The organism is Bacillus salipaludis (genome assembly GCF_030938565.1).
Classification (GTDB): Bacteria; Bacillota; Bacilli; order Bacillales; family Cytobacillaceae; genus Neobacillus; species Neobacillus salipaludis_A.
The window spans coordinates 2377726-2402792 of sequence record NZ_JAVGVR010000001.1 but is presented as its reverse complement, the minus strand read 5'-3'; the positions used below and the strand labels follow the sequence as shown (position 1 = coordinate 2402792).

At 39.6% G+C, this 25067-nt stretch carries 19 protein-coding genes and 1 pseudogene; 1 reads left to right on the top strand and 19 read right to left on the bottom strand.

Translation table 11 applies throughout. The features are described from left to right. Positions 1-11: 11 nt before the first annotated feature. From RCG21_RS11840 to RCG21_RS11775, 14 genes and pseudogenes are all read right to left on the bottom strand, one after another. Positions 12-662, bottom strand: coding sequence for a DUF1232 domain-containing protein (locus RCG21_RS11840; protein WP_133332383.1), 651 nt, complete (start codon positions 660-662; stop codon positions 12-14). A gap of 133 nt (positions 663-795) precedes the next feature. Beyond that, positions 796-1427 (bottom strand): annotated as a pseudogene (ytaF, locus tag RCG21_RS11835) (sporulation membrane protein YtaF). Positions 1428-1659: 232 nt separating this feature from the next. Further along, a complete protein-coding gene (locus tag RCG21_RS11830) occupies positions 1660-3111 on the bottom strand; it encodes an amino acid permease (RefSeq protein WP_372512756.1) in 1452 nt (483 codons plus the stop codon). A 170-nt stretch (positions 3112-3281) separates the two neighbouring features. Continuing rightward, the gene (locus tag RCG21_RS11825) at positions 3282-5003 is read right to left on the bottom strand and encodes an N-tau-methylurocanate hydratase (RefSeq protein WP_133332385.1); all 1722 of its coding nucleotides are present in this window, start codon (positions 5001-5003) and stop codon (positions 3282-3284) included. A 477-nt stretch (positions 5004-5480) separates the two neighbouring features. Then, positions 5481-6290 carry a basic amino acid ABC transporter substrate-binding protein gene (locus RCG21_RS11820; RefSeq protein WP_133332386.1) on the bottom strand — a complete coding sequence of 270 codons (810 nt, stop codon included), beginning with the start codon at positions 6288-6290 and terminating at the stop codon, positions 5481-5483. Between the two features lie 207 nt (positions 6291-6497). Further along, positions 6498-8021: a histidine ammonia-lyase gene (hutH, locus tag RCG21_RS11815; RefSeq protein WP_133332387.1), complete on the bottom strand. Its 1524-nt coding sequence runs from the start codon at positions 8019-8021 to the stop codon at positions 6498-6500. Positions 8022-8151: 130 nt separating this feature from the next. Then, entirely contained in the window at positions 8152-9315 is a 1164-nt protein-coding gene (locus RCG21_RS11810) for a M20/M25/M40 family metallo-hydrolase (RefSeq protein ID WP_133332388.1), read from the bottom strand. 11 nt (positions 9316-9326) lie between these two features. Beyond that, positions 9327-10577, bottom strand: coding sequence for an imidazolonepropionase (hutI, locus tag RCG21_RS11805; protein ID WP_165976138.1), 1251 nt, complete (start codon positions 10575-10577; stop codon positions 9327-9329). Between the two features lie 129 nt (positions 10578-10706). Continuing rightward, positions 10707-12428, bottom strand: a complete 1722-nt coding sequence (locus RCG21_RS11800) for an N-tau-methylurocanate hydratase (RefSeq protein WP_308913183.1) — start codon at positions 12426-12428, stop codon at positions 10707-10709. 361 nt (positions 12429-12789) lie between these two features. Beyond that, positions 12790-13491, bottom strand: coding sequence for an ABC transporter ATP-binding protein (locus RCG21_RS11795; protein ID WP_133332390.1), 702 nt, complete (start codon positions 13489-13491; stop codon positions 12790-12792). Continuing rightward, complete coding sequence (locus RCG21_RS11790; RefSeq protein ID WP_165976139.1) at positions 13475-14266, bottom strand: ABC transporter ATP-binding protein; 792 nt, start codon at positions 14264-14266, stop codon at positions 13475-13477. Before RCG21_RS11790 ends, RCG21_RS11795 begins: the two co-directional genes overlap by 17 nt. Beyond that, on the bottom strand, positions 14256-15203 hold the full coding sequence (locus RCG21_RS11785) for a branched-chain amino acid ABC transporter permease (RefSeq protein ID WP_308913182.1): 948 nt from the start codon (positions 15201-15203) through the stop codon (positions 14256-14258). Before RCG21_RS11785 ends, RCG21_RS11790 begins: the two co-directional genes overlap by 11 nt. A gap of 9 nt (positions 15204-15212) precedes the next feature. Next, on the bottom strand, positions 15213-16094 hold the full coding sequence (locus tag RCG21_RS11780) for a branched-chain amino acid ABC transporter permease (RefSeq protein ID WP_026574941.1): 882 nt from the start codon (positions 16092-16094) through the stop codon (positions 15213-15215). Positions 16095-16181: 87 nt separating this feature from the next. Beyond that, positions 16182-17333, bottom strand: coding sequence for an ABC transporter substrate-binding protein (locus RCG21_RS11775; protein ID WP_133332392.1), 1152 nt, complete (start codon positions 17331-17333; stop codon positions 16182-16184). Between the two features lie 341 nt (positions 17334-17674). Here RCG21_RS11775 and RCG21_RS11770 point away from each other — a divergent pair, with 341 nt between their 5' ends. Beyond that, positions 17675-19390 carry a sigma-54 interaction domain-containing protein gene (locus tag RCG21_RS11770; RefSeq protein WP_133332393.1) on the top strand — a complete coding sequence of 572 codons (1716 nt, stop codon included), beginning with the start codon at positions 17675-17677 and terminating at the stop codon, positions 19388-19390. A gap of 56 nt (positions 19391-19446) precedes the next feature. Here the strand turns inward: RCG21_RS11770 and RCG21_RS11765 are convergent, their stop codons facing one another. From RCG21_RS11765 to RCG21_RS11745, 5 genes are all read right to left on the bottom strand, one after another. Continuing rightward, entirely contained in the window at positions 19447-20331 is an 885-nt protein-coding gene (locus RCG21_RS11765) for a FixH family protein (RefSeq protein ID WP_133332394.1), read from the bottom strand. A 264-nt stretch (positions 20332-20595) separates the two neighbouring features. Then, the gene (locus tag RCG21_RS11760; RefSeq protein WP_133332395.1) at positions 20596-21219 is read right to left on the bottom strand and encodes a cyclodeaminase/cyclohydrolase family protein; all 624 of its coding nucleotides are present in this window, start codon (positions 21217-21219) and stop codon (positions 20596-20598) included. Between the two features lie 73 nt (positions 21220-21292). After that, positions 21293-22147 carry a bifunctional 5,10-methylenetetrahydrofolate dehydrogenase/5,10-methenyltetrahydrofolate cyclohydrolase gene (locus RCG21_RS11755; protein ID WP_308913181.1) on the bottom strand — a complete coding sequence of 285 codons (855 nt, stop codon included), beginning with the start codon at positions 22145-22147 and terminating at the stop codon, positions 21293-21295. A 14-nt stretch (positions 22148-22161) separates the two neighbouring features. Then, positions 22162-23832 carry a formate--tetrahydrofolate ligase gene (locus RCG21_RS11750; RefSeq protein ID WP_133332397.1) on the bottom strand — a complete coding sequence of 557 codons (1671 nt, stop codon included), beginning with the start codon at positions 23830-23832 and terminating at the stop codon, positions 22162-22164. A gap of 178 nt (positions 23833-24010) precedes the next feature. Next, a complete protein-coding gene (locus RCG21_RS11745) occupies positions 24011-24208 on the bottom strand; it encodes a hypothetical protein (protein WP_133332398.1) in 198 nt (65 codons plus the stop codon). Positions 24209-25067: the final 859 nt, after the last annotated feature.

Here is a 25067-nt window from a genome sequence, read left to right as displayed (position 1 = left end):
TGGATCTGTTTTCATTTTTTCATTGATAGTAAATTCGATACAAGCTGTACGGCGACGGCATCATCTAAATAACCAATCGGAAAGATGTAATCCGGAATAACGTCAACTGGCATGATGAAATATAAAAGGGCACTTCCTATAACGGCCAAATGATGTGAAGAAGCCTTCTTCGTACAAAATTGTTCAAACATTACTTTTAAATGACTAATAAATGGACCTATTCCCCCTAATTTTTGGAGCTTCTTCTCAAAGTTATTTAGGATGGTTTCTTCCCCTTCTTCCGTTTGCGCGAACTGCTCGTATTTCACTAATTGTTTTTCTACACTTTCAATTGTAAATTTTTTATTATACAAATTAGAAGATTCTAGGATTTTTTCAATATTATCCACCGTTGCATTAAGATCATCTGAATAGCTTTTTTCTGTCTTTTGATCAATTGGGTACCCTGCAGCACGAAATAAAGCTGCAAACGGAACTCCAAGAGAGACTGCAAATTTATTTAAATGTTCAGGTGTAGCTTTTCGTTTACCATTAATAATACGTGAAATGGTGGCAGTGTCGATTTCCGTAAGCTCGCTCAATTTCCTCATGGATAAGGACTGTTGTTTTAATAAATCTTTTAACACCAACCCAATATTGCTATTTTTTTGATCTTCTGACATTTCCTACTCCCCCATATTCATATACCCCTTCACAGTATTCCCCAGTTCCAAATGGCCTTAAATCTATTCACTAATATATCTACACGTTGACAATTCGTCAATATTGTCATTAATATTTGTCAATTCAGTTATTTTAAAAGAAAGCGGTTATCGCAATAATGAGAATAATGATTCCGCTAATAATGGTACCAAATTGCCCCAATGTATAGGGGCCAATCCGAACTGCGGATAATTTAAAACCTAACTTAACACCTGCCCAAACACTAATTAGACTGCCAATTGCAGCTGTTAGAGAAATAGCATGGGGCGAAAATCCAAGTAAGCCTGCACCTAAGCCATTCGTAAGTGCGTTAGATGATAAAGCAACACCAAGAAGCATGGCTTCCCCCAGCCAATTTCTCCCGATTGGTCCACATCGGCTAATTCTGGATTTTTGATAACCGTTTTTATACTAGTGGATTGACCGTCATATCCATCATGTTCCTTTATTGCCACATTCTTTCGGGGAGCTGCTAACAAAATAATTCTAATTCCAATAATTGAGAGCAATAATCCTCCAATTACCACTGGAAAGATGCCAGGCAGAATACGCGAAACCCAAATTCCAAAAGTAATACCAGCAAGGCTCATAAGATAGCAAATAATGGCCATTAAAATGTTTGCCCCAATGCCAATTCGGATCTTTCGAACACCGTAAGAAATACCAATACCTAAATTATCTATGCTTGATGATGCTGCAAATGCCAAGATGATTAGCCAAGACAATGTAAATCACTCCTAATTTTTTTACATTGTATTACGTTCATTGACTAAATTTGTATGTCCGCTTAAAATTTGTTGACAAAAAAACAACAGCTATATTAAATCCAAGGAATCAATGTCTGGAATACGAAAAAACTAAAAGATGGACAAAAATCTTTGCAATTGAAAATAATGAATCAATCCTTAAAAAAGAACAAATTTAGGCCACAGTTCCAAGAACTGTGGCCTAAATTTGTTAGCTCTGAAATTCTTTGACATCAATCTTACATTCTTCCAAAGGAATAACTTTCGTTTTCTTAATAAATTTAAAGCCAATCCAAAACGCAAGAAACACAGGGATGCCCAGGTAGGCTGCAATAACCCCCATCCAATCAATATGTCCTGAAGTGAACCCCTGATAGTCTTGAGCAATCAGAATCACCAAGCAAACCACGAAAGCAAAAATCGGTCCAAAAGGATACCATTTTGCGCGATATGGAAGATCTTTTATCGAATGCCCTTGTGCCACATAGGCTTTACGGAAACGGTAATGACTAGCCGCAATTCCAAGCCAGAAAATAAATGTCGTCACCCCGACGGAGTTCATTAACCAAAGATAGATGGTTCCATCCCCTACAAAGGATGCTAAAAAAGCTAACATTCCGACAAATGTTGTAGCAACAAGAGCTGCAACAGGGACACCACGTTTGTTTACTTTAGCAAAAATTCGTGGTGCTTGTCCTTCCTGAGCCATTGCATACATGATCCGGCTCGTCACATAAAGACAGCCATTTCCGGCTGATAAAACTGATGTTAGAATTACGGCATTCATCACTGAAGCGGCCAAAGCTAGCCCCGCTCTTTTGAACACGATAGTAAAAGGGCTGGCCATAACAGTTGAGTTTTGAAGACTTTCATTCGTATAAGGTACAAGAAACGAGATAATGAGAAGCGCTAAAATGTAAAACAGAAGAATTCGCCAAAAAACACTCCGTATGGCTCGTGGGATATTTTTGACCGGATCCTCACTCTCTCCTGCAGCAACACCTATGCATTCAGTCCCTGAAAAGGAGAATCCAGCAACAAGAAAGATTCCTAATGTTCCGATAAAACCGCCAACAAACGGTGCATCACCTACAGTAAAGTTTTGAAATCCAGCAGGTTGATGGCCATTCATGATTCCAAAAATCATTAAGTTTCCAACCACGATAAAGATGATGATTGTTGCTACTTTAATAAAAGAAAACCAGTATTCTCCTTCACCAAAACCCTTAACAGATAAGACATTTAAAAAGAAGAGGAAGGCTAAAAATAATCCGCTCCACAACAGTGATGGACTATCAGGGAACCAATATTTCATTAACAGGACAGAGGCCGAAAGTTCAGCGGCAAGGGTCATTGCCCATGACAACCAGTAGTTCCAACCAAATGCAAATCCAAGTGCTGGGTCAATAAAACGTGTGGCATAAGTACTAATCGAACCGCTTGTCGGCATAAAGGTTGCCAGTTCCCCAAGCCCAGTCATGACAAAATACACCATAATTCCAATAATTCCATAGGCTACTAAAACCCCACCCGGTCCCGCTGTTTGAATGGCTGGCCCGCTTCCAAGAAAAACACCCGTTCCGATTGTTCCGCCTAAGGCAATCATTGACACATGACGTGGTTTTAATTTTTTTTGAAGTTTACCAGATGACTGAGATTCGATTTCAGAAGAATATTGCAGCTGTTGATTTTCCAAAAGAATACCCCCTAATATGAATAGAACATATATTGATAGATTATAAGCAAGGACTAATGAGGGAGACGGTTTAAAACTGCTGATTTACAAAAATGATGGCAGGGACATGATCCGGCCCCTACCATCCTTTTAAGGAACTAAGCCTTTACTTCTTCTTTCTCTAAATCTTTTGGTCCAAATGTTGCTGTTGGTGACCACCATAATGGCACTTTAATACTTTCTTCTGTAAGTTTTCCATTTCCGTTGGCAACATCACGGGCAATTTCATAACCTGCTTGGGCATGGCGGATAACCCCAATCCCTGAGTCAACAGTCATTGCTACTTCCAGTCTCATATCGGATTCTTCTGTACCATCTGCAATCATCGTTACGCCGGTATGAACTGCTTCACCCATGGAATAGTTTGCTTGAAGCGCAATTAAGTCACACATTCCAACCGCATTCAATAGACCATTCAATACTGGCCAGTCAGAGATTAAATCGCCGCCGTCCTTCATGTTTTCAGATTCAAATGTTGGGTTCACGATTGAACCGGAGTCAAGGTTGTCACGGGAGAAGGCAACTGGTCCGGCAAGTTCTCCTTTTCGAATCATATCATTTACCTTTAAAGCAAATTTCTTACGCTGTCCGAAGCCCATATAACAAATACGTGCCGGAAGTGCCTCGATTGGAATATGCTTCATAGCCAGTTTAATCCAGCGGGTTACTAGCAGGTCATCGCTAAACTCTTCAAGAATCATTTCATCGATTTTGCGTAAGTCTTCTGCGTCACCAGATAGACAAATCCAGCGGAAAGGTCCACGACCTTCACAGAATAATGGACGAATGTATTCTGCTACGAAGCCTGGTAGACGTTTTGCTTCTTTTTCATCCATACCGGCATCGATACACTCTTTTCGGATGCTTGTACCGTATTCAAAGGATTTCACCCCTAAATCTAGGAATTTAATCAATGCTTTCAATTCACGAGTCATTGTCGCGCGGGCTTTTTCAAGGTAAAGCTCGCGATTCGTATCGCGGAGATGATCTGCCTCTTCCACTGTATAGCCAGATGGTAAATAAGAAATTGGGTCATGAGCTGGTGTCATGGATGTTGTTATATCCGGCAAGAACCCTTTTTCCAATACTGCCTCAAATACATCAGCTGCATTTCCGACAACACCAATTCCCAGTGGCTTTCCAGCAGACGCATATTCTTTTGCTAATACTATGGCTTCATCCAATGAATCTACTAAAACATCAATGAATTGTTTTTCAATCCGGCGGTTAATAATTTCAACGTTAGAGTCGCAAAGGATGGCTACACCGCCGTGCATCGTCATTGCTCTCGTTTGGTTACCGCCCATACCGCCTGCACCTGCTGTTAGTAGGATTTTTCCAACAAGTGAATCGTTATAGTGTAGACGTGCAATCGCAGAAAGTGTTTCAAAAGTTCCTTGGATAACGCCTTGTGTACCGATATATTCCCAAGGTGCAGCCGTATAGTTTGCATACATTGTTAAGTTTTTATCTTGAAGATCATAGAATGTTGGCCAGTCCGCCTTCATAATATTTGTCGTTGCCATCACAACGGTTGGTGCATATTTATGGGTTTTGAATACGGCAACCGGCATACCAGATTGAACAACTAATGTTTCATCATCTTCAAGTTCTTTTAGGGATTTAACAATCGCGTGGTAGGATTCCCAGTTACGAGCTGCTTTACCGATACCGCCGTAGATTACTAACTCTTCAGGTTTCTCAGCATTCTCCATATTGTTTTCAAGCATTCTTAGGATTGATTCCTGTCTCCAGCCCTTACAACGAAGTTCTGGTCCTCTTTGTGCTTTGACTGAATATAAGATTTCTGGTTTTGTCATTACTAATTCCTCCTAATATGTAATTTGGTATACTCGTCTTTATATACTGCAAGTACCGTGCCAAGTTGGTTGAATTGGGGGAATTTTGTGTTTTTCCTTTAAAAAGGGCTGAAATCTTAGGAATCTATGTAAAAATCTATTCTCCATTCTGATTAAAAAATCTTGTATTCTATTCTTAACCGCAGGTGTTTTTTGCACAGCGAAACACTTCATTATTCGACAAATAGTTCGAATTGCGTAAACGGTTCCAATCAAATGCTGCAGATAAAATTTGCATGCAAATCTTTCCTAGTATGCTCTAATTGTTGGATTTGGTCCTCTCATTGTCGGATAGCATGTTCCCATTTATCGTTTTGAATGCCCCAATTGTCGGATAAACCGTTCCAATCGCCATAGAGCATTCTAGTCTAGAAAAAATAAATAGCGGGGTGGCCACAATTGACCACCCCACTTACACAACCTTACCTATAAATTTGGTTATTGCTTCAATGCATTTACATCTGGGTCTGACTTAAACCACTGTTGATAAATCTTTGCATATTCACCGTTTTCAAGCACTTTCGTAATCGCCTTGTCAAAGTCAGCTTTTAGCCCGCTGCCTTTTGGAAACATTAACCCATAAAATTCTTTTTCAAATGCTGTATCGTCTTTTATTACGACTAAGTTCTCATTCGGATTATTTTTAACGTATTCTTCGACAACTGTATTATCTGCGACAACGGCATCTGCCCCGCCGCTCTTCAATTCCATAATCGCTAGATTGTTACTTTTAAATTTCTTAAGATCGTGATTATTTTTTCCTATTAATGCTTCTACCGCTTCTTGACCGGTAGTTCCATTTTGAACGGCTACTTTTTTACCCTTTAAATCCGCAGCACTTTTAATTGGGCTGTCTTTTGGTACGAGAATTTCATTTGTAGATAAAAAGTATGGTGTTGAGAAATCATAGGTTTGTTTTCGTTCATCATTAATCGTAATGGCGGAAATACCAAAATCTGCAGTTTTTCCTTTTACTTCAACGAATAGTGGATCCCAGCCGGTATTTACCACATTAATGTCATATCCCGCTTCCTTCGCTACCATTTTGATAAAATCAAGGTCGAAGCCTTTGATTTGTCCTTTATCGAGAAATTCAAATGGAGCATATTCGGCATTGGTTACAACCTTTAGCGTTTTCTTTTCAGATTCCTTTACTTTCTCCCCGCTGTTGCTTGTCTGGCTTGTCCCACAGGCAGATAGAATAACCATTAAAACTAAAACCATAGATAAAGACTTTAATGCTTTCATAATTGACCCCCTAAGATTTTTAAATTTATTTAACTGAAAATTCAGACTTTTTATAAACTAATTATTCCTGGATAGCCTTAAAAATGCGGTGAAAACTTGAAGTAAATCTCGGAGTAAATTGTGATTGATCATGGGGAATTTTTTCAATGGAGTTTTTAGAAAGGAGGCCCATCCTTAATCTCTATTTCATGGACGGCCTCCAGAATATTATTTAACTAATGAATTGTCTTTTAAGATAAATTGTGCAAGCTCTTCCATTTGATCCGAAATGGCACGGTCGCCTTCAAGCGGCGGGCAGATTTCACGGATTTTTTCTAAATAGGCTCTTGTTGCCGGGGCTAATTCTTTTTCTGCATTTTCTAAGTGAATCGCTTGTGAAGCACAAATCATTTCAATCGCGATGACTCTAGCGGAATTATGAATGATTTCTCGTGCTTGACGTGAAGCAATGGTTCCCATACTCACATGGTCCTCTTGGTTGGCCGATGTAGGAATCGAGTCAACGCTTGCAGGATGGGCAAGGACTTTATTTTCAGAAACAAGGGATGCTGCGGCATATTGTGCAACCATCAAACCGCATTCTAATCCTGGATCTGTTGCTAAGAATGGAGATAATCCGCTTAATTGCGGGTTAACAAGACGTTCTGTTCTACGCTCAGAAATATTCGCCCATTCTGCTGCAGCTACTTTTAGAAAGTCCATTGATAGTGCGATTGGCTGTCCATGGAAATGGCCTCCTGAAAGAATTTCACCGCTTTCAAGTACAATCGGATTATCTGTTGTAGCGTTCATTTCAACACTTAGGCGTTCATTGACATAATTAAATGCCTGCCAGGATGCACCGTGAACCTGTGGAATACAGCGAATCGAATAAGAATCCTGAATACGGATCTCTCCCTGGCGTGTTACCCGTTTACTGCCTTCAAGCCAGTTCCTCATCCGTGATGCCACAAATTCAAGTTCTGGGTGAGGTCTCACCGCTAAAAGCTCATTGTCAAAGGCAGAAATAATACCATTTAATGCTTCCATTGTTAGGCATGCTGCCATATCTGCGGCTAAACCAACACGTTCTGCTTCGTTTAGTGCAATTGTACCAACTGCTGACATTGCTTGTGTTCCATTGATAAGAGCCAACCCTTCCTTCGCTTCTAAAGAAACTGGTTTTAGACCAGCACGTTTTAAGGCTTCTCCGCCTGGCAGGATTTCGCCTTTGTATTCGGCTTTCCCTTCACCCACTAAACAAATAGCAATATGGGATAGGGGTGCGAGATCACCGCTTGCCCCAACGGAACCCTTACATGGCACAACCGGATGTACATCGTTATTAATCATATCAAGAAGCAGTTGCAGGGTTTCTTCTCTAATACCTGAGAAACCTTTTGATAATGAGTTAGCTCTTAACGTCATCATCGCTCTTACAACTGGAATTGGGAGTGGTTCACCAACTCCAACAGCATCAGCTCGCAATAAATTTAACTGTAATTTTGCATTATCTTCAGGATTAATTTCGATATCACTTAATTTTCCAAAACCAGTATTGACACCGTAAACTACTTTTCCGTCATTAATGGCCTTTTCGACTCGTTTTCGGCTTTCTCTTACCCGTTGCCAGTTTGCTTCTGGGATTGCAACTTTCGCTTCACCTTTAGCAACACTTTCCACTTTATAGCGGTCTAAAGAAAAACCGTCTAAGTCTACTAATTTTAACTCTACTAATTCTTTGCTGCTCATCGGTCCCATCTCCTATAATGTTCCGCCAAAATATTTCGACTTTATCCAATATTATAAATCAATTTCTCGACAAAATCCTCACTATACTACCATTCTCTAAAAATGTTAATCTGGGATGTTTTGCATTCCTTTAGGAATTTTTATGGTTCACATACCATTGTTCAATTAATGCTGCTGTTAATTTACCCGTATTAATAAGGTTTTCGATGCTGATACATTCCCTGAAAGAGTGAATATTTTGGAATCCTAATCCAAGTGTGATCGTGGTAAGCCCATTTTCATTTAACACATTTGTATCGGCCCCGCCCAAGGTTTCCGTTAAATACGGCTTAACGTTAATATTTTGCGCAGCCTCTAAGGTGTTTTTCACTAAAATATGGTCTTCCGGAATATCAAAGCCAAGATATTTTTTCTCGATGCGGACATCTACCTTTCCACCTTTTTTCTCGGCAGCCTGCTTCATGACTTCTTCCATATGTTTAAGTTGGGTATCTAATTTTTCTTTAGAAAAACTTCGTACTTCACCGGCAACCGTTACACTTCCCGGGATAATCGATGTCAGTTCCCCTCCTTTAATAATTCCAATATTTGCTAGCGTTTCTTCATCGATTGCACCGAGCTTCATGTTCGTTAATCCTTCGGCTGCAAGAATGAAAGCACTATTTCCTTCCTCAGCATTCAAGGCAATATGTGCTGCATTCCCTTTAACTTCCATCCAAATCCGGCTGCTATATGGCCCTTTTAAAATCGTTTGGCCAACATCACCGCTGCTGTCAAAAATATAGCCTAATTTACTTTTCGCCTTGCTATAGTCCATATAAGTTGCCCCAACAAGACCCGGTTGTTCATTTACAGTTAGAATGAATTCAATGGCGCCATGTGGCACACCGCTATCAATGATGGCGCGAATGGCTTCTAAATAAGCGGCTAACGCAGCTCTGTCGTCTGCGCCCAAAATTGTCGTACCATCAGAATAAATCACACCATCCTTAATGACTGGTTTCAAACCTTCAGTTGGTAAAACGGTATCCATATGAGTCGAGAAAAATAGAGGCGGAATCGACGAATCTGTACCTTCACGATACGCAATCAGGTTACCGACTTCACCATTAAAGTTTTTATGTGCTTCATCAAATTCCAGGGTAAAACCAAGCTCTGGAAGCACCTTTTTCAAATATTCCGCCACAAGGCTTTCTTTTCCGCTTGGAGCGTTAATTTTGGCAAGTTCTAAAAATAATTCTTGCAATCGTTCTGCATTTACATGTTCAGCAGCTTTCGATACTTGTGTTTTCATAAAAGTCCCTCCTAACGGCAAACGACAACCTTACCGTTTTTGATTACTGTTTCCACAATGTTTGTTCCAAGTTCATATGCAACATGTTTATAAGTTGGGACATCCCAAATTTGCAAATCGGCTATTTTTCCTTCCTGAATCGTACCCCTGTCATTAAGATCAAGCGCTTTTGCCCCACCATATGTTGCGGCTTTAATGGCTTCCTCTACGGAGAATTGATAGAGTCTGCATGCAAGGTTAATGACAAATTGCATGGATTGCGTATAACTAGCCGGGCAAAGATCCGTTGCCAGTGCCACCTGCATGCCTAAATCCAGCATTTTTCGTGCATCAAATGGTCTTTTATGGCTTACCGCAAAATCAAGGGATGGCATTAACACTCCTGTAACGTTTGCTTCCGCAAGCTTTTCCATCACTGCAACTGGTGTATAATTCAAATGGTCGACTGAAACCATTTTCATCTCAGCAGCCAAATCCGTACCGCCAATATAGGAATAAGCATCCGCATGAATTTTGGGCTTCATCCCATATTTCAGTCCAGCTTTTAGGATTTTCTCTGATTCCTCTGCTGTAAAATAACCGTCATCACACCAGACATCACAAAATTCAGCGAGACCACGTTCTCCTACCCGCGGAATCATTTCATTAATGATTACATCCAGGTATTCTTCCTTTGTTAAATCTTCAGGGAATCCGTGAGCACCTAAAAAAGTGTTTAACACATCAAGCGGTGTTTCTTCGTGCAGCCTTCTACTAACTTCTAAAATTTTGATTTCACTCTCAGTTGTCAAACCATAGCCACTTTTGCTTTCCACTGTTGTGATTCCATAATTGAGCATCGTCATCAGCCGTTTTTTTGATTGTTCAAACAATTCTTCTGAAGGTCTGTTCCTTGTTAATTCAACGGTCCGATTCGGCCCCATTGAAATTCCTAGTTCTTCTAATCTCTCAGGAGTGTATCCTGCCACCTTAGCTGCATATTCCTCTACCCTTGTACCGTAAAATACTAAATGGGTGTGAGAATCAATAAATCCTGGAGCAACGACTTTCCCCTTTGCGTCAATTACATCAGATCCTTCTAGTTCAAAGCTTTCTTTGATTTCCGCTTCCGTTCCGACACCGGCAATTTTCCCATCCTTGACGGCAACCCAGGCATTTTCCAAGACACCGATTTCACTCATGCCTTCTCCTGCACAGGTAATGACTTCAGCAGCATTTGAAATCCATAAATCTACTTTTATCTTCACTTTTGTATCAGACATTTTAAAACCCCCCCCCAACATTTTCTGTCATTTCGTGGTTAGTAATTGCTATGTAGACTCTTAAAATAACAAAAGAATAGTAGAGACCTGCAAGATGACGATCTCTACTATCTAGTTTTATTTCATTTATTAAGCCTTTACATCTTCTTTTTCTAAATCTTTCGGACCAAATGTTGCTTTTGGTGACCACCATAATGGTACTTTAATGCTTTCATCTGTAATCTTTCCTTTACCGTTGGCAACATCACGGGCAGTTTCATAGCCTGCCTGTGCGTGGCGGATAACCCCGATTCCGGAGTCAACTGTCATGGCTACTTCAAGTCTCATATCAGATTCTGCAGTTCCGTCTGCGATCATCGTTACACCGGTATGAACGGCTTCACCCATAGAGTAGTTCGCTTGAAGGGCAATCAAATCACACATACCCACTGCGTTTAATAGACCGTTCAATACTGGCCAGTCGGAGATTAAATCGCCGCCGTCTTTCATGTTTTCAGATTCAAATGTAGGGTTAACGATCGAACCAGAGTCAAGGTTGTCACGGGAGAAGGCAACTGGTCCTGCAAGTTCACCATTTCGAATCATGTCATTTACTTTTAAAGCGAATTTCTTACGTTGACCAAAGCCCATGTAACAAATACGTGCTGGTAACGCTTCGATTGGAATATGTTTCATTGCCAGTTTAATCCAGCGGGTTACCAATAAATCGTCGCTGAACTCTTCAAGAATCATTTCATCGATTTTACGTAAATCTTCTGCTTCACCGGATAAACATACCCAACGGAATGGTCCACGGCCTTCACAGAATAATGGGCGAATGTATTCTGCAACAAAGCCTGGAAGACGTTTTGCTTCTTTTTCATCCATACCGGCATCGATACACTCTTTACGGATACTTGTACCGTATTCAAAGGACTTAACGCCTAGGTCTAAAAATTTAATAAGAGCTTCTAACTCACGTACCATGGTTGTGCGGGCTTCTTCTAAATAAAGCTCCCGGTTTGTATCACGTAGTTCCTCTGCTTCTGCAACTGTGTATCCAGATGGCAAATACGAAATCGGGTCATGCGCAGGTGTCATGGATGTAGAAATGTCTGGTAACCATCCTGATTGAAGTACCTGCTCAAAAATATCTGCAGCATTACCGACAACACCAATTCCTAGTGGCTTTCCAGCAGCCGCATATTCCTTAGCCATTACAATTGCTTCATCCAATGAATCTACTAAAACATCAATAAATTTCTTTTCAATCCGGCGATTAATGATTTCTACGTTAGAGTCACAAAGGATGGCCACACCACCGTGCATCGTCATTGCCCTTGTTTGGTTACCGCCCATACCACCTGCACCTGCTGTTAGTAGGATTTTTCCAACAAGTGAATCGTTATAGTGTAGACGTGCAATCGCAGAAAGTGTTTCAAAAGTTCCTTGGATAACGCCTTGCGTTCCGATATATTCCCATGGTGCAGCCGTATAGTTTGCATACATCGTTAAGTTTTTGTCTTGAAGATCGTAGAATGTTGGCCAATCGGCTTTCATAATATTTGTTGTTGCCATTACAACGGTCGGAGCATATTTATGAGTTTTAAAGATTGCAACCGGCATTCCAGATTGCACAACCAATGTTTCATCGTCTTCAAGTTCTTTTAATGATTTGACGATAGCATGGTAGGATTCCCAGTTACGAGCCGCTTTACCGATACCGCCATAAATGACTAATTCCTCCGGTTTTTCAGCATTTTCCATATTATTTTCAAGCATTCTTAGGATTGATTCCTGTCTCCAGCCCTTACAACGGAGCTCAGGTCCTCTTTGCGCTTTAACGGAATATAAGATTTCTGGTTTCGACATAAATAATTCCTCCTAGATTAAATGTTGTTCTTGCTTTTATATATTGCAAGTACCGTGCCAAGTTGGTTGAATTAGGTTAATATTTTGTGAATTTTATTTAAAAACGCTCTATTACACTAAAAATTCAGTTTAGCTTTTGCGATACATTGGTTAGAAAAATGTATTTCATTCATATAAACCGCAGATGTTTTTTGCACATTATCGGCTAGGATAATATAAAACATGTATAGTCCTTGTAAACGGTTCTATTCTCTGGTCTGCAGATGAAATTTGCATGCAGATTTAACTTTGCTTGCCTTATGGATTTTTCATGTATTCAAGTAGTTCTGTCAAAGTTTTCACAGAAACTCCTGCTTCTTGATTACCCTAGATATGCTTTTTTAACTACATCTTTTTCACGTAGATTTTTGGCCGTATCCTGTAAATGAATTTCTCCATTCTCCAAGATATATCCACGGTCCGCTACCGATAGGGCCATTGATGCATTCTGTTCAATTAAAAGAATCGTTAATCCTTCTTGCTTAATTTTATTTACCGTTGAAAAAATACTTTTTACGACAATAGGCGCCAAGCCCATCGAAGGTTCATCTAATATAAGCAGCTTTGGCTTAGCCATTAGTGCGCGGCCGATGGCCAACATTTGCTGTTCCCCGCCGCTCAATGTACCAGCCATTTGCTGGCGCCTCTCTTCCAAACGGGGAAATAATTCATAAATCTTCTCAATTTCCTGATGCAATTCTTTTTTTGATACCTTTCTCGCATACGCTCCCATAATTAGGTTATTAACCACCGATAACTTTGGAAAAATCCGCCTGCCCTCCGGTACCATAATAATTCCTTCTTTTACGACTTTGTGTGGAGCCATCCCATTAATCTCTTTCCCCTCATATTGAATCGAACCTTTTGAAGAAATGACACCGGAAAGCGCATTAACGGTGGTTGTTTTCCCAGCTCCATTTGCCCCAATTAGGGCCACTGCCTCTCCTTTTTGTACCTCCAGGGAAAGATTTCTTACAGCGTGGATGCTTCCGTAGGACACATTGAGATTATGAATTTGCAGCATATTCGTTCTCCCTTTCCACATCTTCTTTACCGATATATGCCTCGATTACCTCAGGATTTGTTATAATCACTTCCGGTACGTCATCGGCAATTTTTTCACCGTGATCAAAAACGGCAATTTGATCACAAAGACCCATGACCCAGCCAACATTATGTTCAATCAAGATAACCGTTGTACCATTTTCTCTAATTTTAAAAATAAGCTTGCCAATTTCGTCTGTTTCTTCATCGTTCATTCCTGCTGTCGGCTCATCGAGAAGGAGCAGTTTTGGCTTCGAAACCAATGCACGTGCTATTTCGACCCTCCGCTGATTTCCATAAGAAAGACTGTTAGCGAGCTCATTTTCAAATCCTTTTAAACCAACAAGCTCTAAAATTTTTCGGCTATCTTCCCTAACGATCTCTTCTTCATTTTTTGCAGAACGTAAGCCCAAAATGGCAGACCAGAGTCCTGAATGCGTCTTTCCAAACATCCCGACCATAACATTTTCGAGGACAGTTTCCTCTTTTAACAAACGGATATTCTGAAAAGTGCGGGAAATTCCTAATTTCGCAATTCGAAATGGCTTTAATCCTTGAACCGGTTGATTTTCAAAAAGAATTTTCCCTTCATTTGGTTTATAGATCCCTGTTAACATGTTAAAAAATGTTGTTTTCCCTGCACCATTCGGACCGATTAGTCCAAATATTTCTCCTTGCTTTACCTGAAGACTTACATCGCTTACTGCAACTAAACCACCGAATCGTTTAGTGATTCCTTCTATCTTAAGCAACATGTTCACCGCCCTTTGCTGATTTCCTTTTACGAAGAGATTTGACTAATACCTTTTTCGCACCTTGTTTACCAAAAATTCCATTTGGACGGTAACGCATCATTACAACCATCAGCAAGCCATAAAGCATCATTTTATACATATCGAGATATTTCATATCGATAAAAGTGAATTGGAATAGGCGGAACAACTCAGGTAATAAATAAAGTACACTTACACCAAATAATGTGCCACGAATACTGCCTAGGCCACCGATTACCACCATGCTCAAGATTGTCGCGGAAATCGAAAAACCGAAAGAGTCCGAGCTAATGTAAGTAACTTTATGAGCAAAGAAAGCACCTGCCGCACCGGCATATGCGCCGCCGATTGCAAACACCAATACCTTGTAATAGGTGGTGTTGATTCCCATTGATTGGGCGACAACATCATCTTCACGAATAACCATCCAGGCTCGCCCGATTCGGGACTGAGTCATTTTCCTGACTACATAGATCCCTATCAGCATGACAATCAAAAGAAGTACCAAATAACTCACATTCTCAAGCTTCATCCCAAACAGAGAGAGAGTAGGTATCATATCAATCCCGAAAGCCCCACCGGTAATGCTGGCATTTTTAAAAAAGGACTGGATAATTAAACCCATTCCCAGTGTGGTGATTGCAAGAAAATCTTCACGGACCCTGAGAGATGGTAATCCTAAAATTGCGCTAATAATAACAGTAATTACAATGGCAAAGAGAATCGCTAGCCACGGATTTAAATCAGCTTTCGTAGACAGGATTGCTGAGGAATAGGCACCAATTCCAAAAAAGGCAGCGTGTCCAAGTGATACTTGACCTGCGTAACCGGTAATCAAATTCAGTCCTAAACCAAGTACGATATAGATAATTAAGAAAACAATAATGTCAACATAATAAGGATTAAATATTGCATCCATCACCCTCACCTACACTTTCTCGACTTTTTTCCCAAACAATCCGGACGGTTTAATTAATAGGATAAAAATTAAAATAACAAAGGCTATCGCATCTTTATCAATCACCATTCCAGACAAATATCCATCGCTCATCGTTTCTACCAGGCCAAGGATTAATCCACCGATAATCGTGCCGCCGATGGATCCTAATCCTCCAAGTACCACAACACAAAATGCTTTTAGACCAGGAATCGAGCCCATGCTTGGAAATAAAGAATTGTAATTTAAAGCAACTAATACACCGGCAGCTGCTGCAAGAGCAGACCCAAGCATAAACGTCACCGAAACAACACGATTGGAATTTACCCCCATTAAAGATGCTGCGCGCATATCCTGTGCTACTGCTTGAATTGCTAAGCCCATTTTCGTAAATTTTAAGAAGGCGAATAGAAGTCCGAGTCCAATGACACCGGCTAGGATTATATAAAATTTATAATTCGTAAGCGAGACTGATTGACTGAGATGATAGATGGTATTGGTTGTCCCTGTTTCTGGAAACGGCTGTGTATCGGAAGAAAAAATAACTTGAAATAAATTCTCGAGAAAGATCGCTACACCTACACCGCTAATTAATGTTGTAATTGGGTGCCCACCTCTAAGTGGACGATAAGCGAAGCGTTCAATTGCCATCCCGAGGATTGCGGAAACGACCATCGCAAAAATTAAAGCGACCAAAAACGGTAAATGAAGATACATAATTCCAATCATGGCAGCAAAGGCGCCGACCATATAAATAACGCCATGTGCAAAATGCAATAGTTTCAGTACTCCATACACCATCGTCAAGCCAACAGAGACAAGGATATAGACAAAACCTATTGCAAACCCGTTTACAAGCTGTTGTGCTAACATTTTTACCTCATTCCTTTCGATTTTTCTTATATCAAAAGCAAAGAGGAGACCCAAGGCCTCCTCATCCCGCTCAAGTCCAAATGAACCTTAGTAATTCAAAGATTTTACGTATTGGAATTTTCCATCCTTCACTGTCATAAAGATGACCGGTTTTACTACTTCATGTTGGGCATCAAAAGAAATTTTCCCTGAAGTTCCTTCAAAATCTTTTGTTTCGTTAATTGCTTTAGCTAATTTTTCTCGATCTGTTCCAGCCTTTTTCATGGCTTCTAATATAACTTCCGTTGCATCAAAGCTTTGGGATGAGAGCATATCTGGTTCACTATCTTTATATTTGTCATGCCATGCCTTAACAAAGTTTTGAACTGCCTCCCTTGTATCTGTTGCAAAGAACGAGGTAGTAAAGGTTGCACCTTGTGTATTTTCCTTACCCAATTCCAGGAATTTAGGTGAATCAAAACCATCTACTCCTAAAAACTGTGCATTAATCCCTAATTCCTTCGATTGTGTAACGATTCCTGCTGCCTCATTATAGTAGCCAACAACATATAAAGCATCTGGTTTCGACTCTTTCACAGCAGTTAAAACAGAGCTAAAATCTTTATCCCCCATTTTAAATGGTTTCTCAATCACGATATTAGCTCCAAGTTTTTTGGCTTCGGTTTTAAAGGCATTATAGATGGAGATTCCATAATCAATATCTACATACATAACGGCAATGTTTTTCTTTTTCAGATCATTAACCGCATAATCAGCCATTGCCTTTCCTTGAACATCTGCCGTGTAAATGACACGATTTACATAATGGCCGCCTTTTGTGATATCTGGATGAACTGCATAGGCCACAACCATCGGAACCTTAGCAGATTGAATCTTTGGTGTAACCGTTTTCATCGGACCGCTGTAACCACCGCCAACGATTCCCGAAACCTTATCACTATTTATCAGCTTCTGTACGGCTTTTAATGCTTCCTCCGGTTTTCCTTGATCATCTTCCGCAACAAGCTCGACCTTTTTACCATCCACACCGCCATCTTTGTTAAATTGTTCAATGGCAAGTTGTGCGGCATTCCGGCTAAGTGTACCATCTGTTGATGTCGGACCTGTCAAAGGACCTACCCAGCCGATTTTAATTGCATCCTTACTTGATGTGGTACCCGACGATTGATTGCTTGCACAGCCTGTTACCAACAATGAGATCACTAACAAACCGGAAAGAATAAAACTGCGTTTTTTCACTGCACACCACTCACTTTCTTTTAAAAATAAAATCTAGTAAAATTCCTCATTCTATTTATTGCAAGAAATATGCCATAGTCCTGCCATCTTCTTTACTTTTTCAGAAAAGTGTGAAATTATAGAGGTTGAAATTTTTTTTAATAACCTTTACTTTTAAAAAATAGTTTAAAAAAACGCAGATATTTTTTGCAATAACCTAATAAAGCACTAAAGTAATTAAGTTTCCATTCTTGTAAAATCAAACTTTCTATTATGCAGATGTTTTTTGCATGCAGACTGTTTTAACTTTTCCTTATAAATAATATATTCTGAAATGGGTGTGTATAAAGGAGGGCTTTTTAATGAATCCAGCATCAATCAGTTCACTGATTAGAAGTTTTGTAGATGGAGTTATTGTTTTAGACGATCATAATGAAATTTTATTTTATGATGTGAAAGATGACCTTCAATTGAATCTCACGGTTGGGATGGATATCTTTCTTTTTCTGCCATGTAACCAGGAACCTTTAGAAGAGAATCAAATCTTTCAAGTGACCATAAACGAAAAGAAGCTGGCAATAGAGGTTAAAAAATTCTCAAGTAACGCGGAATATTTGATTTTATGTATAAAAGATACAACTAATCTTTTAACCAATCAGGAAGCTAGGGTATACTGCCTTGAAAAAATTATAGAATCTCTGAACGAAGGCGTAATGATGAGTGATAGGGATGGGAAGATTGTGCTCTATAACAATGCGCAGGAAAAGTTAGAAGGTTTGGACAGCAGAGAAATTCTTGGAAAACATCTTTGGGAGGCCTATAATTATAACCCGCAGTATTCAGAGCATAAACATACTTTTAAAACTGGTAAACCTATATTCTCCCGGTATCGAGCACACTCCACGGTTAATGGAGTACCTAAATATGTAAATTATAGTACGTACCCAATCCAACAAGACGGGGAAACGGTCGCTGTATTTTCGATTAGTACAAATGAATCCCATCTTAAAAATCAGCTCCATCAAACGATTGAAATGAGAAGGCAAATTGTCAATTCCGACGCCAATGATCGGCCCAATAAAAATGGAACAACTTTTGCCTTTAATGATATTAAGGGCAAGAGTATGGCGCTGAAAAACTTAATTCAGGAAGCGGAGAACATTGCAGTCCATAATACCGATGTGTTAATCGTTGGGGAAACAGGAACTGGTAAAGAACTATTTGCACAAAGTTTGCATAATCACAGTCCAAGAGCGGAAAGTCCCTTTGTTGCGATAAACTGTGCTGCTATCCCGGAAACGCTATTAGAAAGTACATTATTTGGAACCGTCAAGGGAGCCTTTACAGGAGCATCAAACCAAATTGGACTTTTTGAATATGCCAAAAACGGCACACTTTTTCTAGATGAAATTAACTCGATGCCCATGACCCTACAATCTAAATTAATTCGTGTTCTTCAGGAGCGATTAGTTCGCAGGGTTGGGTCCAATGAGGTAACACCTGTAGAATGCACGGTAATTAGTGCCTCCAACGAAGATCCGGAAAAATTAATCGACGACGGCAGGATGCGTCTTGATTTGTTTTACAGGCTTGCACACACAAGTCTCTTTATTACTCCACTGCGCGAGCGAACAGAAGATATTCACTTTTTCATTCAGTTTTTCATTGAAAAATATAAGAGGAAATTTAATAAAGAGGTACCTCATCTCTCAAATGCATTGCATTCGATGTTGCTTCAATATCATTGGCCCGGTAACACAAGGGAATTGGAGCATTTAATCGAAAATTTAATCATACGAGCCAATGAAAATGATGAGGAGATTGGAACCGACCACCTTCCAGCCTATATGAAGAAAAAAATATTAACAGCACCTTCGATAAAAGTAGAAAAGCAAAAAGAGTTAAAAAAGAATCCTTTTAAATCGATTTTTTCGAACTCACAGGAACACTACATCCAAAAGACACTGGACGAAGTGGATTGGAATATCTCTAAAGCAGCCAAAACACTTGGAATCACGAGACAAAGCTTACAATATCATATTAAAAAACATGGGCTCGTAAAGCCTAACGGTAATTAAAAAATAAGTGCCAAGCATATGTGAAAACTTCACATGGTGCCTGGCATTTTTTTAGATTATTTATTTTTAGCTACTACTTGAAATAATTCTTCCCTATCTATCATGCTCCCGCTAAATTCGTGCGTTAATTCCCCATTAGGGTTAAAAATAAACGTTTTATTGTCATGCATGACAACATTACCATGTTTTTTAAAATGCTCACCGAGGGTATTGGCTACTTTATTGATTTCACTCATTTTTCCAGTCAACATTTTAAAATAGGTCATGTCAAAGTTCATTTCTTTTGCATGTTCTTTCATCGCTTGTGGAGTGTCATTTTCTGGGTCAACAGAGACGGATACGAGCAGAATTTTGTCTGTATCTATCCCCCTTGTTTTAAGGTCTTCTTGTAAATGGTGAAAATTCGCCAATAATACTGGGCAAGCAGTAGGATCTGCACATTTGACATACGTAAAGGTCAATACCACAGTTTTCCCTAAAAAGTCCTTTTTTGTGATTTGGTTTCCGTTTTGGTCTTTTAGATTAAAATCTGGCAGGGAGACCTGTTTTGTTACCCTATGGACATTTTCCTTTGTAGCAGCCTCGACTGAAAATTCCTTTTCCTCTTCAACAGATTTTCCGTTTCTCTCCACTTTTATGGTGGCAATCCAATCCCCATTCATGGCTAAATTACTTAGGCCAATATACTTCCCGTCCTCGGCTTCCTCAACCGTTACAGGGATTGTTCCATGGTCCATGGTTTTCATATTTAATTCTGCCGTAACATGAGCTCCCTTGACCGGACTTCCCTTTTGATCTGTAATTTTAATTTGCATCGGAAAGATCTTTCCCTCCGTAAAGGTATTAGGTGTTGAAAGCTTAACTTGAAAGTCTTTTGTTCCCCCGCAACCTGCGATGATGATTACCAACAGACTTATCATATAGAACATTACTATTTTCATGAGACCAGACCTTTCAAAAACTATTTTCCCTTTTTATTCTACATTGATTTTTAACCTCAAGATTTTATTAATCATGACAAAATTACGAACTTGGACTTTGGTTATAGGCTGAGAAAGTGGAAAGTATTATTACAAAAGGGGAAAATAAATAGACTAAAGCGGGGAGTATTTTGATAAAACTAGAAAATAACTTCATCAACCTGGAAAATATCCGTTATTATAACTTCCAAAAAAAGAAGACCGGAAAATTCCAGCCTCCACAATTCAACTCAACAACTTTTCAACTTCCTGATAGATTTGATCCGCCTTAGCTAATCCAACTCTCTCAATTTCAAAAAGTTCATTTTCAATCTTATTTTTCAGCTCCTGATCCTTCATGATTTTCGTATTAATCAATACATTGAGCTTTGCCCCTTGAAGTGCCGCCTTACAAAATGCAACCCCCACACCGACATCACTAATAGCAATCCTAGTACCTTTTTTTGCATATTCTTCATGTAATAAGATTGCTTCTAAGCAGTTTTTTGCAATCTCAAGCGGTATCCTTGATGCTTCAATAAGAGCTTCCTGCAAAACGGACTCCTTATAGTTCTTTTCCTCTTCTGTTGCTGTAGGTAAGCCATAGGCCTGTGACAACGGGTAAAATACTTCGGCATCCTTCTGAACTAAAGCTTTCAGTTGACCAATTATCACTTCTGATTTATTCAAAAGTTCGATGATATCCTCTTCAACATCCTTATATTTCTTTTTCCCAATGGTAAGGTTTCCGACCATACTCCCCAATGCCATTCCAAGTGCTCCTACATATGCTGAAGCACCGCCTCCACCCGGCACGGGTGATTTTGATGAAAGCTCCTCGATAAAATCATTGCAGCTTTTTTCTAACAAAGGAATTCCCCCTATATGTAAAAATCTCCAAAAGAAGGCAGAATAAAAGAGTCTGCTTCTACGTTTAATTTATTTAAATACCAGTTAATCTTTCACATGCCTGCACCACATGATCCAACAAAATTGTCGTCGTGATAATTCCGACTCCCCCTGTTGCCGGTGTAATCGCTTTGACTTTTTCCAAAACGGAATCAAAATCGACATCCCCGCAAATTTTTCCAGTGCCATCATCGTTAACACCTACATCGACAACAATCGAATTTTCACTAAAATATTCTCCGGTCATAAACTTAGCTTTACCAATGGCCGCAACGACAATATCTGCCTTAGATGTGAGAGACGGCATCTCTTTTGTCCTCGAATGACAGATTGACACTGTAGCATTTTCATCTAAGAAAAGCATGGCAAGCGGCTTACCGACAACAAGACTTCTGCCTGCTACAACAACATTTGCTCCATTTAGAGGAATATCATAATATTTCAATATTTCCATCACTGCTTTTGATGTGCATGGTGCGAACCCAGTGGAATTGCCTTCAAAGACCTTTTCAAGGTTTACTGGGGACATGCCATCAATATCTTTGATAGGGTCAATTAAATTACGAATGATATTCAAATCCAGGTGATCCGGAAGAGGTCTGAAAATCATGATTCCATGAATAGAAGGATTGTTATTGGCCTCCACGAAAACCTTTTTAAGTTGATCCATTGATATCGAAGAAGGAAGTTGTTTAACTGTTCCCTTAATTCCTAGAAGTTCACAATTCTTTAAAATACTTTTTTCATAGAAAATATCATCCTCACGTTCTCCAAGTCGAATCAATAAAAGCGTGGGAAAAATATGGTTCTTTCTTAATTCACCAACACGTGATTTAATATGTTCCCTTAAAAACTGAACGACTGGCTTTCCATTAAGTCTTATACCCATTAAAACTCCTCCATTTAAGAAAGACCAATAATCTCTCCATCTTCTGTAATATCCATTCCATTCGCCGCCGGAGTCTTTGGGAGACCTGGCATTGTCATAATGTCGCCGGTCAGTGCCACAATAAATCCGGCACCTGCAGAAACCTTCACCTCTCTGACTGTTAAAGTAAATCCGGTTGGCGCACCTAATAGTCCCGGGTTGTCAGAGAATGAATACTGTGTTTTTGCCATACAAATTGGCATCTTATCTAGACCAAGAGCTGCGATTTCATCAATCTGTTTTTTAGCAGCAGAAGTGAATTCCACTCTTCCGGCACGGTAGATTTCTGTTGCAACCGTAGTGATTTTTTCCTCGATGGTTCCATCAACATCATAAAGGGGGGCATAATGTGCTTCTTTAGTTTCACAAATTTCTACTACTTTATGGGCTAATTCAATTCCGCCTTCGCCGCCCTTTGTAAAGACTTCAGCTAGAACAACTTCTACACCCTTTGTGGCACATTTTTCTCGTAACAGCTCAATCTCTGCATCTGTATCTGTTGGGAATTTATTGATCGCAACAACTGCAGGAACACCAAATTTCTCAACATTTTCAAGATGTCTTTCGAGATTCGCAATTCCTGCTTCAAGTCCAGGAAGGTTTTCAAAGCCAAGTTCATTCTTAGGAACACCGCCGTTCATCTTAAGCGCACGAATGGTCGCAACAATCACGGCAGCATCCGGTTTTAGACCGGCAAATCTACACTTAATATCAAAAAATTTCTCCGCACCAAGATCGGCTCCAAATCCGGCTTCGGTTACGACATATTCCGCTAGTTTTAAAGCAATGGTTGTCGCCATAACCGAGTTACATCCATGGGCTATATTTGCGAAAGGTCCCCCATGGATGAACGCAGGAGTATTTTCAAGGGTTTGCACTAGGTTGGGCATAATAGCATCTTTCAATAATAACGCCATTGCTCCGGTTGCTTGTAATTCTCCCGCAGTAATAGCCTTTCCATCAGTGGCATAGGCTACGACCATTTTGGAAAGTCGTTCTTTCAGGTCTGATAAACTGGTTGATAAACATAGTATAGCCATTATTTCTGATGCTACCGTAATATCAAAGCCGCTTTGTCTAACAAAGCCGTCTGCTTTACCGCCAAGACCGATAATGATATTTCTGAGAGCCCGGTCATTCATGTCGAGAACCCTTTTCCAAACTATTCTCTTTGGATCGATGTTAAGCGCGTTTCCTTGATGTATATGGTTATCTAACAGTGCTGCCAGTAAATTATGTGCAGAAGTAATCGCATGGAAATCTCCGGTAAAGTGCAGATTAATGTCATCCATTGGCACGACTTGGGCATAGCCCCCGCCTGCTGCACCGCCTTTTATGCCGAAGCATGGTCCGAGCGATGGTTCTCTTAATGCGGTGATTGTTTTCTTCCCAATCTTATTTAATGCCATTGAAAGTCCAACATTTATCGTCGTTTTTCCCTCTCCGGCTGGGGTTGGATTAATGGCTGTAACAAGTATAAGCTTGCCATTTGGTTTGTTCTCTAGTCTCTTTAAGACTTCTAATGAAACCTTCGCTTTATATCTTCCGTATGGTTCTAATTCGTGTTCATGAATTCCAAGGTAATCTGCAATCTCATGAATCTTCTTCATTTGTGCTTCCTGAGCAATCTGAACATCTGTCTTCAAAACAATCTCTCCCTTGAAGTTAGTAACATGAATGAATCTGAAACTCTTTGAATCCGGTTACATTCAAATTTTAACATTGGTGAATACTTTATACATTGTAAAATAACCCACAAAAAATGAACACTTTTTGAATTTATAAAAAATAAATAATTGTTATCCAATAGCAAATCTCTTTCTCTTATCCATGGAAATGGTTTTCATTCCCTTGATGAAAACCAAATCTCTTCCTCTTATCTATGAAAATGGTCTTCATCCCCTTGATGAATAACCAAATCTCTTCCTCACATCTATGAAAATGGTCTTCATTCCATCGATGAAGACCAAATCTCTTCCTCTCATCCATGAAAATGGTCTTCATTCCTTCGATGAAAACCAAATCTCTTCCTCTTATCCTTGAAAATGGTCTTCATTCCCTCGATGAAAACCAAATCTCTTCCTCACATCTATGAAAATGGTCTTCATTCCCTCAATGAAGACTAAATCTCTTTCATAGCTCAAAAAAATTGTCCTTCATCATTCGATGAAGACCAAATCTCTTCCTCTTATCCATGGAAATGGTCTTCATTCCCTTGATGATAACTAAATCTCTTCCTCACATCTATGAAAATGGTCTTCATTCCCTTGATGAAGACTAAATCTCTTTCATAGCTCAAAAAAATTGTCCTTCATCATTCGATGATAACCAAATCTCTTCCTCACATCCATGAAAATGGTCTTCATCCCCTCGATGATAACCAAATCTCTTCCTCACATCTATGAAAATGGTCTTCATTCCCTTGATGAAAACCAAATCTCTTCCTCACATCTATGAAAATGGTCTTCATCCCCTCGATGAAAACCAAATCTCTTCCTCTTATCCATGAAAATGGTCTTCATTCCCTTGATGATAATCAAATCTCTTCCTCACATCTATGAAAATGGTCTTCATTCCTTCGATGAAGACCAAATCTCTTCCTGCTATCCATGGAAATGGTCTTCATTCCCTTGATGATAACCAAATCTCTTCCTCTTATCCATGAAAATGGTCTTTATTCCCTTGATGATAACCAAATCTCTTCCTCACATCTATGAAAATGGTCTTCATTCCCTCAATAAAGACTAAATCTCTTTCATAGCTCAAAAAAATTGTCCTTCATCATTCGATGAAGACCATATCTCTTCCTCTTATCCATGGAAATGGTCTTTATTCCCTTGATGATAACCAAATCTCTTCCTCACATCTATGAAAATGGTCT